This is a genomic window from Microvirga sp. jy35 (assembly GCF_056148915.1).
In genome coordinates, this window is record NZ_JBWBEW010000008.1 from 168,524 (window position 1) to 183,552 (window position 15,029).

A 15,029-nucleotide genomic window follows, 5' to 3' on the forward strand; every position below is an offset into this window, starting at 1 on the left:
GAACCTTCTGAAAATCCTAGCCTTTTTGACGGGTTGCCCCAGGGGAGGCCGGAGATCTGTCAGTCGGTGCCGTGGTGCCGGTGAAATAGGGGGCTTTTGGTGCGCCGTCAAGCCTCGAACTCACCGGCTCGATCCGAACTGAGAACCTCTGCCTCCATAACCCCCAGGTTTTCCTTGCTGGACGGATTCAAGGGGTACGTGCGCTCCCGCACCGCCCGTCCCTGGCGGAACACTACAAGAATAACGCTCCGCTTCAAAGGATCGGGATCATCCCATCATTACAGTGTTGCCTTTTGAGCCTGCAACTCTTAGTGCAGTTTCAGTGAGGGGATGACTTAACGTTAGTTTATTCAGAAGGACAGATTTTATGGCCACCAGGAGAGTGAACAGCGAAGGTGCGGCTATCGGCACCTCCGGAAGTGATAAAGTCTATGGTGACAACCGCCCGAATATTCTCGCAGGTGCTGGAGGGAACGACACCCTCTGGGGGAAAGGCGGCGTTGATCTCATCGATGGTGGCACTGGCAACGACAAGATCGATGGGGGAAGCGGAAACGATTTTCTCTCCGGCGGCTCGGGGCAAGACACGCTGATCGGGGGCCAAGGCTATGACTTCTTTGCTTTCAATGCGAGGCCGTCGGGCAGCAATATTGATGTCATCGTGGACTTCAGCGTCAGATACGACTCGATTGCCCTTTCCAAGAAGTTCTTCAAGATCGCTACCGACTCGAAAGGCTACATCAAGTCATCCGCCTTCTGGACAGGAGCCGGCGCGCACGATGCCAACGATCGTATCATCTACGATAAGAGCACGGGCACCCTTTACTACGATGCGGACGGTACGGGCTCGAAGGCGGCAGTGCATTTTGCCCAACTCGATGCGAACCTGAGGCTGACCTACAAGGACTTTGGGGTTTTGTAGGCTCGAGGGCAGCCGGGCTCTTGCGCCGGTTGCGCAGGACGCCAGCCTAGTCACCCAGCGCGCCGCCTTCGGGCGGCGTTTCCATGTCCAAGCCTGCTCTCTGGGCGGCCTCGTCCTCCGCATCCGCCGCGTCGGCAGCGATCCGCTCATAGCGGTCGAGGGCGCCCTGCAGGATGTAGGCCGCGGCCATCTTATCCACCGCGTCGGCGCGCTTGGCGCGGGAAGCGTCCGCGTCGAGCAACGTGCGGGTCACCACCATGGTGGACATGCGCTCGTCCCAGAACAGGACGGGCAGGGGCAGGAGGGGCTTCATGTTCCGGATGAAGGCGCGGGTGGCCTGGGAGCGGGGGCCCTCGGTGCCATCCATGTTGAGCGGAAGCCCGAAAACCAGGCCGCCAACGTCGTACCGGGCGGCGAGATCCCTGATGCGTCCAACGTCGGGCGTGAACTTCACCCGCTTGATCGTCTCCAGCGGCGTCGCGATCCGGCGCTCCACGTCGGAGAGGGCGAGGCCGATGGTCTTGGTGCCGAGGTCCAGCCCCATGAGGCGCGCACGCGGCGACAGGCCGTCGATGAAGGCGACCAGTTCGTCGTCCTTGGAAATCATGCGAGCCTCCTCATGCACCTGCCGAAACACCCGCAGTATAGAGGAAGTCGCCCGGCGTCGAGGCGGTGATCCGGATCTCGACGCTCCTTCGTCATCACCGGCCTTGTGCCGGTGATCCCGATTGGTGAAGCGCTATACTTTTCAGGATCGGGAAGGCCGGGACAAGGCCGGCCATGACGGCTGAGTGTCAGCCTCTCCGTTGCGCCGTTCCTGAAGCGACGACGTGCGTTAAGCGGCGCTGTTGGTCAAGTAGGGGGAGGTGGGGGACGGGCTCGTGGCACCAACGCGGAAGGCAAGAGCCTCGCCGGTGCTCCGGAACAGGTGGCAGGACTCGGGGGCGAGGTCGAGAGACACGGTGCTGCCCGCCTCGCGCCGTGCGTCGCCGGGTTCGCGGACGGTGAGGCGGCGACCCTGGCCCGCGTCGACATAGAGGAGATGATTTTCGCCCAGTTCCTCCACCAGCTCGACCCGGCCGGTCAGCGCGCCTTCAGGGCTGATCCGAACATGGTCAGGCCTGATGCCGAGGGTGACGGCTTCGCCGGCCTGCACGCCGCCCGGCTGGACCGGGACCGGCAGGGTGCCGCCGCCGGGCAGGCTCACCAGCACTTCGCTCGGGCCGGCGCCGGCAACCTGGCATTCGATGAAGTTCATCTGCGGCGAGCCGATGAAGCCGGCCACGAACAGGTTGGCCGGGCGGTGATAGAGCTCGAGCGGCGTGCCCACCTGCTCGATGCGGCCCGCGTTGAGCACGACGATGCGGTCGGCCAGCGTCATCGCCTCCACTTGGTCGTGCGTCACGTAGATCATGGTGGCGCGGGTGTCGTTGTGGAGCTTGGCGATCTCGATGCGCGTCTGCACGCGCAACGCTGCGTCGAGATTGGACAGCGGCTCATCGAACAGGAACACCTTCGGGTCGCGCACGATGGCACGGCCGATGGCAACCCGCTGGCGCTGGCCGCCGGAGAGCTCTTTGGGTTTACGGTCGAGGAGCGCCTCGATCTGGAGCAGACGCGCGGCCTCGCGCACCTTGCGGTCGATGTCGGTGCGGGAGGATTTCGCCAGCTCCAGGCCGAAGGCCATGTTGTCGTAGACGTTCATGTGCGGATACAGCGCGTAGGACTGGAACACCATGGCGATACCGCGCCGGGCGGGAGCAAGCTCGTTCACCCGCTCGCCGCCGATGAAGAGATCGCCCGCCGTGATGTCCTCGAGGCCAGCGATCAGGCGCAGAAGCGTGGACTTCCCGCAGCCCGACGGCCCGACGAAGACCACGAATTCGCCATCGCGGATATCGAGATCGACCCCGTGGATGACCTTCGCCTTGCCGAAGGACTTTTGAACATTCTTGAGGACGACATCGGCCATGCAATGAACCCCTGGGCTATCCCTTCACCGCGCCGGCCGTGAGGCCCGCCACAATTTTGCGCTGGAACACGAGCACGAGCGCGATGATCGGCAGGGTCACGATGACGGAAGCCGCCATGATCGTGCCCCAGGGCAGCTCGTAGGCGGTCGAGCCGGTCATGAGCGCGATGGCAGGCGGCACGGTGCGCCGCTCGTTGGTGAGGGTGAAGGTGAGGGCGAAGAGGAACTCGTTCCACGACACGATGAACGCAAGAAGCCCCGTCGTCACCGCAGCCGGTGCCATGAGCGGCAGGAACACGCGACGCACCACGATCCAGGGTGTTGCCCCGTCCACGAAGGCCGCCTCCTCGATCTCCTTCGGCAGCTCGCGCATGAAGGTGGTGAGCACCCAGATGGTGAAGGGCAGGGTGAGCATGAGGTTGGCGAGGATCAGGCCCGGCAGGGTGTTGTAGAGCCCGAGGCTGCGGATGAGCTCGAACATTCCCGACAGCACGGCCACCTGCGGGAACATGGACACTGCCAGAATGGTCATGAGCAGGAGCGACCGGCCGCGGAAGGCGATGCGCCCGAAGGCATAGGCGGCCGTGATGCCGAGGCCCAGGGACACGGCTACCACCGATCCTGCGACGACGATGGAATTCAGGATGTTCCGGCCGAAGGGCTGGCGGTCGAAGACGGCGATGTAGTTCGAAGGATCGAAGCGCTCCGGGAGGTACGCCACGGAGAACAGCTCCGCGCCCGAGCGGAACGACGAGATGATCGCGTAGTAGAACGGGAAGAGTGCAAAGAGCCCGATGGCGATCACGAGCATCCAGAAGCCGATGCGGGAGAGCACCTTCATCGCGGATCCTCCCCGAGGCGGACCCGACCCGCCGCCAGCGTGATGACGACAAGGAGGGCGATGATGAGGAAGATCAGCGTCGCCGCGGCCGACCCAACGCCGACCTCCTGAAAATCCACGAGCTGCTGGCGCGCATAGACCGACATCGACATGGTGTCGCGGGAGTTCGCCGTGAGCACGTAGATGAGGTCAAACACGCGCAGGGAATCGAGCGCGCGGAAAATGACTGCGACAAGCAGAGCCGGCTTGATGAGCGGCAGCGTCACACGGAAGAACACGCGCACGGGATGCACGCCATCGACCCGTGCGGCCTCGTAGATGTCGCCGGGGAGCATCTGCAGGGCCGCGAGGATGAGAAGCGCCATAAACGGCGTCGTCTTCCACACGTCGACCATGACGACGGTCCACAGAGCCGTATCGGGGTTGGCCGTCCAAGTGATGGGCGCGGCGATCAGGCCGACGCGCAGGAGCATGTCGTTGATGACGCCGAACTGGTCGTGCAGCATCCAGTTCCACATGCGCGCGGAAACCACGGTCGGGATCGCCCAGGGGATGAGGATTATGGCCCGCATGATCCCGCGGCCCGGGAAGGCGGCGTTGAGGATCAGCGCCACGATGATCCCGAGAACGGTCTCGATGGATACCGACACGAGGGTGAACCACACTGTGTTCCACACCGAGTGCCACCAGTCCGGATCCGTGAGCAGCCCGAGCCATTCTCCATCGTAATTGGCCAGGTAGTTCTCGAACCCGATGAACTCGTAGTCGCTCAAGTTGTTGAGGTCGGCGTCGGTGAAGCTGAACCAGATCGTCCGCGCCAGGGGCCATCCGGCGATGAGAGCGAGAATGATCAGGCTCGGTGCGATGAAAGCCCAAGCGGACCGGATGCGCGAGCGCGTCAGGGATGAGCGACGTCCCCGTGCCTGCTGCTGCACGGGGACGTTTCCTTGAGCGACCGCGCTGGTCATGCCTATTTCCAGCCGTCGCGCTTGATCCGCTTCAGGTCACGGTCGAGACGGTTGAGCGCCTGGGCCGGCTCAGAACGCTTCGACAGCACCTGGTGCACCGCGTTGAAGAACTCGGTCGAGACCTTGTTGTAGTTCTGGCCCGTCGCGGTGGCGGGGCGGGCCACCGCATTGGTGAACACGTCCACGAGATCGCCGATAAAAGGATTGGCCCTGGCGATGTCCGCATCGCTGTAGAGAGACACGATGGTTGGGTTGAAGGATCCCTCGACCGCCCGGCGCTTCTGCTCGTCCTGGCCGGTGAGATACAGCACGAGATCCGTGGCGGCATCGGCGTTCTTGGAATATTTGGAGACGGCAAGAAGCTGTCCGCCCAGCGTGCCGGCATGACGCCCGTCGGCGCCGCCCTTCGGGAGTGGCGCGATGCCGACCTTGCCCTTGATGGTGCTGTCGGAGCCTTCCGCCAGCGCCCAGGCGTAAGGCCAGTTGCGCATGAAGGCGGCATTGCCGGACTGGAAGACGCCGCGGGATTCCTCTTCCGTGTAGTTGAGCACGCCCTCGGGCGTGATGGTGCCGACCCAGCCGGCGGCGGTTTTCAGCGCTTCCGTCGCCTTCGGGTTCTCGATGGTCACCTCACCCTTGTCGTCGACGATTGTGCCGCCGCCGAAGGAGGCGACCCATTCGAGTGCATTGGTGGTCAGGCCCTCATAGGCGCGGCCCTGCCAGACATAGCCCCAGAAGTCGCCGCGCCCCTCCTTGCGCTCGCCCTCCTGGATCATGCGGGCGGTCTCCGTGAGGTCGGCCCAGGTCTGCGGCACGGGGCGCTTGTACTTGTCGAGCAGATCCTGGCGGTAGTAGAGCAGGCCCGCATCGGCGAACCACGGCACGGCCATGAGCTTGCCGTTGACGCGGCTCGTCTCGACCATGGCGGGCAGGTGGTCGTCGATATCCGCCTGGCCTTTGGCGGTCAGGTCCCGGAGGTGATCGGCCAGGATGCCGGTCCAGACCACGTCGATCTGGAACACGTCGATGTCGGATGCGCCCGCGGCCAGAAGCTGCTGGTAGAGGGCCAGACGCTCCGTGGCGGAGTTGGGCGTCGAGACGATCTTGACCGTGTTGCCGGTCCTCTTCGCCCAGGCATCGACACCCTGCTTGCAGATCTCGTGCTCCTTGCCGAGGGCGCTGCACGAGATGGAGATCTCCGCCGCCCAGGCACTGGTCGAGGCGAGAATTCCGGCGGCAAAGCCGAGGCTGGCGATGAGGCGTGGCATGGCTATCCTCCTGCAGGCTTGATGTTTATTGCTTAGCTTCTTAAAGCCCGACCTTCCGTTTTGTTCCTTTGGAACGTGGTCGGGCGCAAAAGCCGCTCCATTTCATCTGGCCGAAAACGAGGGACTTTCCATGAAAATCACGTGGTTCGGACATTCAGCCTTCCGGCTCGACTTCGCCGGCAAGACTGTGCTCATCGATCCCTTCTTCACGGGCAATCCCGGCTTCGAGGGCGACAAGGCGGCGATCACCGAGGGCGTGTCCCACATTCTCCTGACCCACGGCCACGGGGATCACGTGGGCGACACCGTCGAGATCGCGAAGGCGACGGGCGCGAAGGTGGTCACGAATTTCGAGCTGTGCATGTATCTCGCCAAGCAAGGCGTCGAGAGCTTCGATCCCATGAACACGGGCGGCACGACCGGGCAGGGCGGCTTTACCGTCACGTTGGTGCGGGCGGACCACTCGTCCGGCCTCGTGGAAATGGACGTGAACTTCCCGCTCGGCAGCGCCAACGGGATTATCGTCAAGGCCATGAACGAGCCCACCGTCTACCACATGGGCGACACGGACATCTTCGGCGACATGGCCCTGATCGCCGAGATCCACAAACCCGACGTTGTGATCGTGCCCATCGGCGACCGGTTCACCATGGGTCCCGAGGTCGCGGCGCTCGCCGTCGAGCGTTATTTCAAGAACGCGAAGGCGGTGATCCCCTGCCACTACGGCTCCTTCCCGATGGTCCTGCCCAACGCCGACCGCTTCGTGGCCGCCATGGACGGCAAGGGTGTTCAGGTAGTGGTGCCGCACAAGACGGTAGGCGTGACGGTGTAATTTTTGGACTTCGTAATTCCGGGGCTGCGGAGCAGAGCCCAGGATCGATAGCCGAGTATAGCGCTGGAGCCCTCCTCCCCCTTGTGGGGAGGAGTTGGAGGTGGGGGTGTGAGCGCTGAACTGGACCAGCGTGACGCTCACACCCCCACCCTTGATCCCTCCCCACAAGGGGGAGGGAAGATGCGCTTGATCCTGCACCCTATCCCGGATCTTCGCTGCGCTACGCCCGTGATAACAATGAACATCGCGAGGGCTACCAGCACATCCGCCGTTGCCCCCCGGCGCAAGCGGGTGCTATAGCGCGCCCAGCAGATATCCAAGGGGTATGACCATCAATGTCGGTCGATGAGAAAACGGTCCGCCGCATCGCCCATCTGGCGCGCATTGCCGTGACGGATGAGGAGGTGCCCCATCTCCAGGGCGAGATCAACGCCATCCTGTCCTTCGTCGAGCAGCTCAACGAGGTGGACGTGGAGGGCGTCGAGCCCATGACCTCCGTCACGCCCATGGTGATGAAGAAGCGCCAAGACGGCGTGACCGATGGCGGCTACCCGGAAAAGATCGTCCAGAACGCCCCCGCCACGGAAGACAGCTTCTTCCTGGTGCCCAAGGTGGTCGAGTAAGGCGCGAGCCTGCCCACCGTCCCTGATGAATTGAGACGTGGATGGCCGGGACAAGCCCGACTATTCCGTCGAGACAAGAGATCCAGTCCCGTGACCGAACTGACCCATCTCACGATCGCCGAAGCCCGTGACGGCCTGAAGGCCAAGACCTTCTCCGCCACCGAACTCACGCAGGCCCATGTGGATGCCATCGAGAAGGCGAGGGCGCTCAACGCCTATGTGCTCGAGACGCCCGAGAAGGCACTCGCCATGGCCAAGGCCTCCGACGAGAAGATCGCCAGGGGTGAGGGCCGCGCCCTTGAGGGCATCCCGCTCGGCATCAAGGACCTGTTCTGCACGGAAGGGGTGGTCTCCACGGCTGGGTCCAAGATCCTCGGCAACTTCACCCCGCCCTACGAATCCACCGTCACCCGGAACCTCTGGAACGACGGCGCCGTGATGCTGGGCAAGCTCAACATGGACGAGTTCGCCATGGGCTCCTCCAACGAGACCAGCGCCTTCGGGCCGGTCGTCTCGCCCTGGCGGCGCGAGGGCTCGAACGTGAGCGCGGGCGCCTCGGGCGCCATCGAGGGCACGTACCTGGTTCCCGGCGGCTCGTCGGGCGGTTCGGCCGCGGCTGTCGCAGCCCATCTCTGCCTCGGCGCCACCGCCACCGACACCGGCGGCTCCATCCGCCAGCCGGCGGCCTTCACCGGCACGGTCGGCATCAAGCCGACCTATGGGCGCGTCTCCCGCTGGGGCACGGTGGCCTTCGCCTCGTCCCTGGACCAGGCCGGCCCGATCACCCGCACCGTGCGCGACTCGGCCATCATGCTGCGCTCCATGGCGAGCCCTGATCCGAAGGACACCACCTGCGTGGATCTGCCGGTGCCGGATTTCGAGGCAGCCGTTTCCCGCGGCGTGAGGGGCCTGAAGATCGGCATTCCAAAGGAATACCGGATTGACGGCATGTCGCCCGAGATCGAGCAGCTCTGGCACCAGGGCGCAGAATGGCTGCGCGCCGCCGGGGCCGAGATCGTCGAGGTCTCGCTCCCCCACACCAAGTACGCACTGCCCGCCTACTACATCGTGGCTCCGGCCGAGGCGTCTTCGAACCTCGCCCGTTATGACGGCGTGCGCTACGGCCTGCGCGAGAACGGCCGGGACATCGTCGACCTCTACGAGAGGTCCCGCGCCGCCGGCTTCGGCCGCGAGGTCAAGCGCCGTATCATGATCGGCACCTATGTGCTCTCGGCGGGCTATTACGACGCCTATTACGTCCGGGCCCAGAAGCTGCGCACCCTGATCAAGCGCGATTTCGAGGAGGTCTACGCTCAGGGCGTTCATGCCATCCTGACGCCGGCAACCCCGTCGTCTGCCTTCGGCATCGGCGAGAAGGGCTCGGGCGATCCGGTCGAGATGTACCTGAACGACATCTTCACGGTGACCGTGAACATGGCCGGCCTGCCGGGCATCGCCGTGCCGGCCGGGCTCGATGCCCAGGGGCTGCCCCTCGGCCTCCAGCTCATCGGCCGCGCTTTCGACGAGGAGACCCTCTTTGCCGCCGGTCAGGTGATCGAGGATTCCGCCGGCCGCATCAAGCTGCCCCAGGCCTGGTGGGCTTAAATCACGTGGGACCGACCGTTCCCGTCGTCACCCTGTGGGACTGGCTGCCCGCAGCCTTCGATCCGGTGCTGATCCTCATCGCGGTCTGGCTCGGCTGGAAGGCCGACCAGTTCGGCAAGGTGCTGATCGTCGGCATGATCGCCCTGGCCGTGTCGGTTCTCGTCTCGTGGGCGATCAGCAGCCTGGGGCTGCCCTGGATCGCGCCCGTGCGGTCCGACGGGCTGACCCTGTTCCCAGTCCGCTTCGTGGCCGCCATGCTCTGGGCGAGCGGCGCCTATGCCGCCCGCCGGCTGGCCAAGGGTTAGAGCTGTTTCCACTGATGTGGAATCATCTCTCTTCTGTAAGCTGCCGCATTTTTTTGACGGCGAACCGGATCCACTTCGCCTAAAAATGCTCTAGGTTTCGGCGAGTCCCGCGCCGGAACCGGCCGGGTTGCCGAGCGCTGCTCCGATTTCGGCCAGGGTGGCTTTCTCGGCATCGCTGACCGCAACGCCGCCGAAGCCGAGGAATCCACCCTCCTTGCCGGCTTCGGCCGACTTCTGGGCGACGCCCAACAGCCAGGACTTGAAAGCTGCGGCCTCGTCAGGTGCCTTGGCGTCGAGCAGGTGTGAGACGGCACCGAGCTCCTCGATGGCCTTACGCTTGATATCGGTGAACTGGCTGCCTTTGAACTGGCTCTGGAAGGACTCGCGCACGGCATTGCGCGTCTCGGAATTGGCAATGTCATCGGCCACGGCTTTCACGAGGGGCGTAGCCTGGGCGTTCTGCTTGGCCTCGAGCAGGGCCCAGCCGCTGGACATGGATTCCTGCAGCAGGCTCCAGAGCCCGCCCGGATCGGCAGCGGTGATCGCCATACTGGCCACCACCGGGCTTGCAACGAGGCGGGACCATTCTTCTGGGGTAAAGCTCGATTTGTTCGCCATCTTGGGGGCTCCTGACGTGCTGCCGGTTGGGGGAACTCGGAAGCCAAATCGCTCAAGCTTGCCCTTGGTTCCTCGGCAGGACGGATAGCGCTAAGCCCAAAAGGAGTGGGCCCGACCGCGAGGTCAGGCCCATCCTGTGCAGTGAGACGCGAGACGCGGTATTACTGCTGCGGAGCGGGAGCCGCCGGGGCTGCCGGAGCCGGAGTGGTCGGCGTGGCCGGAGCAGTGGTCGAGCCGCCAGCGGCGCCCGAACCGGTCGTGCCGGTGCTCGGCGAAGAGCTCTGCGTCTGGCCGGCCGTGCTGCCGGTCGTGCTCGGCTCGTTGCTGCCGCCATCATAGAAGAGGAAGGCGAGCAGGCCGAGAGCGATAACAAGGCCGCCGATCACGTAAGCAAGTGTGTTCGAACCACGAGCGCTGTTATCGTAGACGTTGGTTTCGCGATTGTAGACGTTCGGTTCGCGATCCATGGGATCCGTAGCCATTTTGAAACTCCTTGACCGTTTTACCTCCCGAACAACGCCGAATGCGGGATGGGGTTTCATTCGAGCGTGGCAATTATTTTCGATATCTGTGCATAATTCATTTCTGATCTTAACGAATGGGTAGCCTGTCTGAACGTCCATTCATCTTGAAGGGGGTTGACCGCTTCAAGCGCCGCTCGTACTTCGGCTGGGGCATCGTGCGGACCCGGAGGGCCAGGTCAGTGAAAAGTAGACCCGGTTTTCGCTGACGCGGACCTCCGGTTCCGCGCCAACGATGCTCCCATTTACGAAAGAGGCACCGGATGGGTCCCAAAAGTGCATTCCACTTTCGGGTCCGATGCTTTAGCAAACGCGAGAGATTAAAGGCGCAAGGCTCATGAACGCTCCGGTCAACCCTAAGAAGCTCATCAAGGGCGCGACAGGCGATTGGGAAATCGTCATCGGCATGGAGATCCATGCCCAGGTGACGAGCCAGGCCAAGCTCTTTTCCGGCGCCTCGACGGCCTTCGGCGGCGATCCGAACAGCCACGTTTCCCTGGTGGACGCGGCCATGCCCGGCATGCTGCCGGTCATCAACGAGGAATGCGTGCGCCAGGCCATCCGCACGGGCCTCGGCCTCAAGGCCGAGATCAACCTGCGCAGCACCTTCGACCGCAAGAACTACTTCTACCCGGACCTGCCGCAGGGCTACCAGATCAGCCAGTACAAGAGCCCCATCGTGGGCGAGGGTGAGGTCATCGTGGACGTGCCGGAGACGGCTGAGACGATCACGGTGCGCATCGAGCGCCTGCACCTGGAACAGGATGCCGGCAAGTCGATCCACGACCTGCACCCCACCATGAGCTTCGTGGACCTCAACCGCTCGGGCGTGGCCCTGATGGAGATCGTGTCGAAGCCCGACCTGCGCTCCTCCGACGAGGCCCGCGCCTATGTGACCAAGCTGCGCACGATCCTGCGCTATCTCGGCACCTGCGACGGGGACATGGACAAGGGAAATCTTCGCGCCGACGTGAACGTGTCCGTCCGCCGTCCGGGCGACGAGCTCGGCACCCGCTGCGAGATCAAGAACGTCAATTCCATCCGCTTCATCGGGCAGGCGATCGAATACGAGGCGCGCCGCCAGATCGCGATCCTGGAGGATGGCGGCACCATCGACCAGGAGACCCGCCTCTACGATCCGGGCAAGGGCGAGACCCGCTCCATGCGCTCCAAGGAAGAGGCGCACGACTACCGCTACTTCCCCGATCCCGACCTTCTGCCGCTCGAGTTCGACCAGGCCTATGTGGACGATCTCGCCAAAGGCCTGCCGGAGCTGCCGGACGAGAAGAAGGCGCGTTTCATGGCCGATTACGGCCTCTCGCCCTATGACGCGAGCGTGCTGGTGGCCGAGCGCGCCTCCGCCGACTTCTTCGAGGAGGTGGCTAAGGGCCGGGACGGCAAGGCCGCGGCGAACTGGATCATCAACGAGCTGTTCGGCCGCCTGAACAAGGAAGGCAAGGACATCTCGCAGACCCCTGTCACGGCCGCCCAGCTCGGCGCCATCATCGAGCTCATCGGCGAGAACGTGATCTCCGGCAAGATCGCCAAGGACCTGTTCGAGATCGTCTTCACGGAAGGCGGCGACCCGCGCGAACTCGTGGAAACGCGAGGCATGAAGCAGGTGACCGACACCGGCGCCATCGAGAAGGCCGTGGACGAGATCATCGCGGCCAATCCCGACAAGGTGGAGCAGGCGAAGGCCAAGCCGACCCTGCTCGGCTGGTTCGTCGGTCAGACCATGAAAGCCACCGGCGGCAAGGCCAACCCGCAGGCTCTCAACGAGATCCTCAAGAAGAAGCTCGGAATCGAGTAAGCCCCTTGGCCGTCCCGGCGGAGCGCAACGAAGGTTCTGCCGGGCCTTGCAAGGCACCGACACCGTGACCTCGCAGCCCAATCCCTTCGCGCCTCACTGGCTGATCCGCGACATCGTGATCGCCTCGCATCGCGCTGCCGTAGGGCCGGGGGGATTGCTCTTCGTGGGGGACTCCCTCGTCGAAGGGTTCTACTGGAACCGGATCAGTTCGCTGCCCGTGCTGAATGCCGGCTACTCCGGCATCTGGACAGAGGCTCTCGAGCCGCGGGTGCCGCTTCTCCTGCAATCGGCAGACCCCGGCCTTGCAGTGCTGCTCGTCGGCACGAACGATGCCAAGAAGGACTGCACCGAGAGCGCCCTCGAGGGGGTGATGGAGAACTTCGACACGATCATCCGCCATTTCGAGGCCGCCGCCGTGCCGGTGATCGTCATGACGCCGCCGCCGATCGAGCAGGGCAAACGCCTCACAGGCTTCTATTCGGCGGACGCCATCGCTTCCTTGAGCCGCCGAATCGTGCAGATTGCGGATGGCCGTGCGGCCGCCATCGTCGATCTTCAGAAGGCTTTTGCCGGCAGCGAGGGAGCAGCGCTCGAAGGGCTCACAACGGACGGCGTTCATCTGTCGGCGGAGGCCTATCGACGGCTGCACGACGTGCTTGAAGAGACGGTCGCTTCGGTGGCGGTCAGGAAGGGGCAATAGTGAATCTGGCTCTCATGATCGAAGATCTGCCGATCATCCGGCCCGTTGTCGACGCCGACAGGCAGGATCTCTTCGGGCTGATCGCGATCTGCTATGCGGATTATCCCGGCTGCTTCGTCGACCCACATGACGACCTGCCGGATTTGCGCGCGCCGAGCACGTCCTATGAGCGGACCAGTGGTGCCTTCTGGGCTGTCGAGGATGAGCGCGGGCGCGCCTGTGCCTGCGTGGCCGTCGACTTTCCCTCAGAGGGAATGGCGGAATTGCATCGGCTCTATGTGCGCCCCGACCAGCGTGGGAAGGGCGTGGGCTCGCGCCTGGTGCATCGGGCTGAGGCGCACGCACGCAGCAAGGGCGCGTCGCGGATCATCCTGTGGTCCGACACGCGGTTCACGACCGCCCATCGCCTCTACAGGCGTCTGGGATATGTGCAGGCGGAGGGGCAGCGCGAACTTGCTGACATATCCAAGTCGATAGAATACCGTTTCGATAAGCAGCTTTGATGCCGTGGCCCGAGGCTGCGGTGGGCCACATAAGCTACCCGGACAGGAGCCATCATGATTGAGATCGCAGGTATTCTGGTCGGGATCTTCCTGGCCCAGTTGTCGCCCGGGCCCAACATGATGGCCGTATCGTCGGTGTCGCTGGGCAGTGGCCGCTGGCATGGTGTCGTCACGGCTGCGGGCATCGCGACAGGTGTATTCGCCTGGGCCGTGCTTGCCACATTGGGCATAGGCGCAGTGCTCATTGCTTTCCCGCAGACAATCACCGCCATGAGGCTTCTGGGTGGCGGCTATCTCGTCTATCTCGGTCTCAAGGCTTTGCGGCTAGCTTTCGTGGCGTCTGAGGGCAATCCTATCGGTGGGCATGGCGAGACGAGCAGCGCAGCCGCCTACCGGCGAGGATTGTTGGTTGCCTTGACCAATCCGAAGGCCGCGCTCGTCTGGAGCGCCATCTCCATGTATCTCGCGTCTTCCGGGTTTTCACCCCTGGAATTCGCGGTCATCGATGTCGGTGCGTCCGCTTCGGCCATGATCGTCTACGGCGCATATGCGCTTATTTTCTCAACCGGAGCCGTCATGCGTGCTTATGCCCGCTTCTTTCGCGTCATCGAAGGAAGTTTCGGGGCTATCTTCGGCGCCATCGGAGCAAAGCTTTTCGCCGATGGCGTTCGCGAACTGAAAGTTTGATGTTGTCGGGAACGTCAACGATATAGTAATATGTTTCCATAGCTGATCGATTCAGCCGCATTTTCTCATCTGCAGCCGAAGGAGGCGTCACATGGCCATGATGTTTGCACCATGCGCATTCGCCGCATTCCTTCCCTCTATTGCTGCAGGTTGCAATGAAACAGATTACGCTTTCCCTTATCTGGCTGACCGTCCGCATTGATCTCGTTCCTACTGTGCGGGAGCGCGGGCAGAAGCCGTCAAAGTCTCTTCCTCCGTCCGAACTGCCCGCTTCGCTGCGGGCGAGGCTTGGTTCTCGCTTGCTCAAGGACATCGGCGAGGATGTCAGCGGACGTGACTGATGCTGAGCGATGAATCCTGGAAGGATATGCCTGGTGCATACCCTTCCGCTCTTCCCCTCGTTGCTCTGTAAAGGGCATCGACGGCAGATTTCGCCTCCTTATAGGAGCTCCCAAAAGCGCAGGAGAAGCTTTGATGGTGCGAGATCGGCTGTTTCTGCTGAGGCCTGATTTTGAAGATCCGGCCTATCCCGGCCGGCGGTTCTATTGCTGGCATTGCGCGCTGTTGGAAGGCGTGCTCGCCTCTTTCCCGTGGCTCAATGAGCACATCGACGTGGAGCGCATCGCGTGGCGGCGACCGCGCCATGCGGTTGTTGAACTCGTCGGGGAGCAGAACCAATCGCTGCCCCTGCTGGTGTTGAGCGGCGACGCTCCCGATGAATTCGCAACCGGGGCTCATGGGGCGGTGCGGTTCGTCTCCGGCAAGGACGAGATTCTAGAGCGGATTCGATTTAGGTGAACTCGTATCCGCAGTTGCTGAGATAGTTCTGGCATTCGTCCGCCGGGAAGCTG

General features: G+C 63.5%; 17 protein-coding genes. 10 read left to right on the forward strand and 7 right to left on the reverse strand.

Features of this window, described 5'->3' with window-relative positions:
• Positions 1-367 precede the first annotated feature (367 nt).
• Positions 368-922 (forward strand): calcium-binding protein, encoded by a 555-nt coding sequence (locus tag AC0QTX_RS09260; RefSeq protein ID WP_474603542.1) that lies wholly within the window; start codon positions 368-370, stop codon positions 920-922.
• 46 nt (positions 923-968) lie between these two features.
• Here the strand turns inward: AC0QTX_RS09260 and ruvX are convergent, their stop codons facing one another.
• The 5 genes from ruvX to AC0QTX_RS09285 all read right to left on the reverse strand — a co-directional run bounded on the left by ruvX (position 969) and on the right by AC0QTX_RS09285 (position 5,971).
• Complete coding sequence (gene ruvX, locus AC0QTX_RS09265; RefSeq protein ID WP_474603543.1) at positions 969-1,529, reverse strand: Holliday junction resolvase RuvX; 561 nt, start codon at positions 1,527-1,529, stop codon at positions 969-971.
• 228 nt (positions 1,530-1,757) lie between these two features.
• Positions 1,758-2,894, reverse strand: coding sequence for an ABC transporter ATP-binding protein (locus AC0QTX_RS09270; protein WP_474603544.1), 1,137 nt, complete (start codon positions 2,892-2,894; stop codon positions 1,758-1,760).
• Between the two features lie 16 nt (positions 2,895-2,910).
• A complete protein-coding gene (locus AC0QTX_RS09275; RefSeq protein WP_474603545.1) occupies positions 2,911-3,735 on the reverse strand; it encodes a carbohydrate ABC transporter permease in 825 nt (274 codons plus the stop codon).
• Positions 3,732-4,703, reverse strand: a complete 972-nt coding sequence (locus tag AC0QTX_RS09280; protein WP_474603546.1) for a carbohydrate ABC transporter permease — start codon at positions 4,701-4,703, stop codon at positions 3,732-3,734. The genes AC0QTX_RS09275 and AC0QTX_RS09280 overlap by 4 nt, the downstream gene beginning before the upstream one ends.
• Before the next feature lie 2 nt (positions 4,704-4,705).
• Positions 4,706-5,971 carry an ABC transporter substrate-binding protein gene (locus AC0QTX_RS09285; RefSeq protein ID WP_474603547.1) on the reverse strand — a complete coding sequence of 422 codons (1,266 nt, stop codon included), beginning with the start codon at positions 5,969-5,971 and terminating at the stop codon, positions 4,706-4,708.
• 130 nt (positions 5,972-6,101) lie between these two features.
• Here AC0QTX_RS09285 and AC0QTX_RS09290 point away from each other — a divergent pair, with 130 nt between their 5' ends.
• The 4 genes from AC0QTX_RS09290 (at position 6,102) to AC0QTX_RS09305 (ending at position 9,336) form a co-directional block, all read left to right on the forward strand.
• Positions 6,102-6,803 carry a metal-dependent hydrolase gene (locus AC0QTX_RS09290; RefSeq protein WP_474603548.1) on the forward strand — a complete coding sequence of 234 codons (702 nt, stop codon included), beginning with the start codon at positions 6,102-6,104 and terminating at the stop codon, positions 6,801-6,803.
• A gap of 335 nt (positions 6,804-7,138) precedes the next feature.
• Complete coding sequence (gatC, locus tag AC0QTX_RS09295; RefSeq protein WP_474603549.1) at positions 7,139-7,426, forward strand: Asp-tRNA(Asn)/Glu-tRNA(Gln) amidotransferase subunit GatC; 288 nt, start codon at positions 7,139-7,141, stop codon at positions 7,424-7,426.
• Between the two features lie 90 nt (positions 7,427-7,516).
• Positions 7,517-9,031, forward strand: a complete 1,515-nt coding sequence (gene gatA, locus AC0QTX_RS09300; protein ID WP_474603550.1) for an Asp-tRNA(Asn)/Glu-tRNA(Gln) amidotransferase subunit GatA — start codon at positions 7,517-7,519, stop codon at positions 9,029-9,031.
• A gap of 5 nt (positions 9,032-9,036) precedes the next feature.
• On the forward strand, positions 9,037-9,336 hold the full coding sequence (locus AC0QTX_RS09305; protein ID WP_474603551.1) for a hypothetical protein: 300 nt from the start codon (positions 9,037-9,039) through the stop codon (positions 9,334-9,336).
• Positions 9,337-9,426: 90 nt separating this feature from the next.
• Here AC0QTX_RS09305 and AC0QTX_RS09310 read toward each other — a convergent pair whose 3' ends face one another.
• The gene (locus AC0QTX_RS09310; protein WP_474603552.1) at positions 9,427-9,954 is read right to left on the reverse strand and encodes a hypothetical protein; all 528 of its coding nucleotides are present in this window, start codon (positions 9,952-9,954) and stop codon (positions 9,427-9,429) included.
• Between the two features lie 161 nt (positions 9,955-10,115).
• Positions 10,116-10,436, reverse strand: a complete 321-nt coding sequence (locus AC0QTX_RS09315; protein WP_474603553.1) for a hypothetical protein — start codon at positions 10,434-10,436, stop codon at positions 10,116-10,118.
• Positions 10,437-10,812: 376 nt separating this feature from the next.
• On the opposite strand from AC0QTX_RS09315, the gene gatB reads away from it, so the two are divergent.
• The 5 genes from gatB to AC0QTX_RS09340 all read left to right on the forward strand — a co-directional run bounded on the left by gatB (position 10,813) and on the right by AC0QTX_RS09340 (position 14,976).
• Complete coding sequence (gene gatB / locus AC0QTX_RS09320; protein ID WP_474603554.1) at positions 10,813-12,288, forward strand: Asp-tRNA(Asn)/Glu-tRNA(Gln) amidotransferase subunit GatB; 1,476 nt, start codon at positions 10,813-10,815, stop codon at positions 12,286-12,288.
• A gap of 46 nt (positions 12,289-12,334) precedes the next feature.
• On the forward strand, positions 12,335-12,988 hold the full coding sequence (locus AC0QTX_RS09325) for an SGNH/GDSL hydrolase family protein (RefSeq protein WP_474603555.1): 654 nt from the start codon (positions 12,335-12,337) through the stop codon (positions 12,986-12,988).
• The gene (locus tag AC0QTX_RS09330) at positions 12,988-13,491 is read left to right on the forward strand and encodes a GNAT family N-acetyltransferase (protein WP_474603556.1); all 504 of its coding nucleotides are present in this window, start codon (positions 12,988-12,990) and stop codon (positions 13,489-13,491) included. The genes AC0QTX_RS09325 and AC0QTX_RS09330 overlap by 1 nt, the downstream gene beginning before the upstream one ends.
• A gap of 54 nt (positions 13,492-13,545) precedes the next feature.
• Positions 13,546-14,178 carry a LysE family translocator gene (locus AC0QTX_RS09335; RefSeq protein ID WP_474603557.1) on the forward strand — a complete coding sequence of 211 codons (633 nt, stop codon included), beginning with the start codon at positions 13,546-13,548 and terminating at the stop codon, positions 14,176-14,178.
• 474 nt (positions 14,179-14,652) lie between these two features.
• Positions 14,653-14,976, forward strand: a complete 324-nt coding sequence (locus tag AC0QTX_RS09340; protein WP_474603558.1) for a DUF3088 domain-containing protein — start codon at positions 14,653-14,655, stop codon at positions 14,974-14,976.
• Positions 14,977-15,029 lie beyond the last annotated feature (53 nt).

What these genes read in the sequence shown, in the direction of transcription:
- AC0QTX_RS09260 (WP_474603542.1), top strand. Translation starts at nt 368, where the DNA reads ATGGCCACCAGGAGAGTGAACAGCGAAGGTGCGGCTATCGGCACCTCC.
- ruvX (WP_474603543.1), bottom strand. Translation starts at nt 1,529, where the DNA reads ATGATTTCCAAGGACGACGAACTGGTCGCCTTCATCGACGGCCTGTCG.
- AC0QTX_RS09270 (WP_474603544.1), bottom strand. Translation starts at nt 2,894, where the DNA reads ATGGCCGATGTCGTCCTCAAGAATGTTCAAAAGTCCTTCGGCAAGGCG.
- AC0QTX_RS09275 (WP_474603545.1), bottom strand. Translation starts at nt 3,735, where the DNA reads ATGAAGGTGCTCTCCCGCATCGGCTTCTGGATGCTCGTGATCGCCATC.
- AC0QTX_RS09280 (WP_474603546.1), bottom strand. Translation starts at nt 4,703, where the DNA reads ATGACCAGCGCGGTCGCTCAAGGAAACGTCCCCGTGCAGCAGCAGGCA.
- AC0QTX_RS09285 (WP_474603547.1), bottom strand. Translation starts at nt 5,971, where the DNA reads ATGCCACGCCTCATCGCCAGCCTCGGCTTTGCCGCCGGAATTCTCGCC.
- AC0QTX_RS09290 (WP_474603548.1), top strand. Translation starts at nt 6,102, where the DNA reads ATGAAAATCACGTGGTTCGGACATTCAGCCTTCCGGCTCGACTTCGCC.
- gatC (WP_474603549.1), top strand. Translation starts at nt 7,139, where the DNA reads ATGTCGGTCGATGAGAAAACGGTCCGCCGCATCGCCCATCTGGCGCGC.
- AC0QTX_RS09310 (WP_474603552.1), bottom strand. Translation starts at nt 9,954, where the DNA reads ATGGCGAACAAATCGAGCTTTACCCCAGAAGAATGGTCCCGCCTCGTT.
- AC0QTX_RS09315 (WP_474603553.1), bottom strand. Translation starts at nt 10,436, where the DNA reads ATGGCTACGGATCCCATGGATCGCGAACCGAACGTCTACAATCGCGAA.
- gatB (WP_474603554.1), top strand. Translation starts at nt 10,813, where the DNA reads ATGAACGCTCCGGTCAACCCTAAGAAGCTCATCAAGGGCGCGACAGGC.
- AC0QTX_RS09335 (WP_474603557.1), top strand. Translation starts at nt 13,546, where the DNA reads ATGATTGAGATCGCAGGTATTCTGGTCGGGATCTTCCTGGCCCAGTTG.
- AC0QTX_RS09340 (WP_474603558.1), top strand. Translation starts at nt 14,653, where the DNA reads ATGGTGCGAGATCGGCTGTTTCTGCTGAGGCCTGATTTTGAAGATCCG.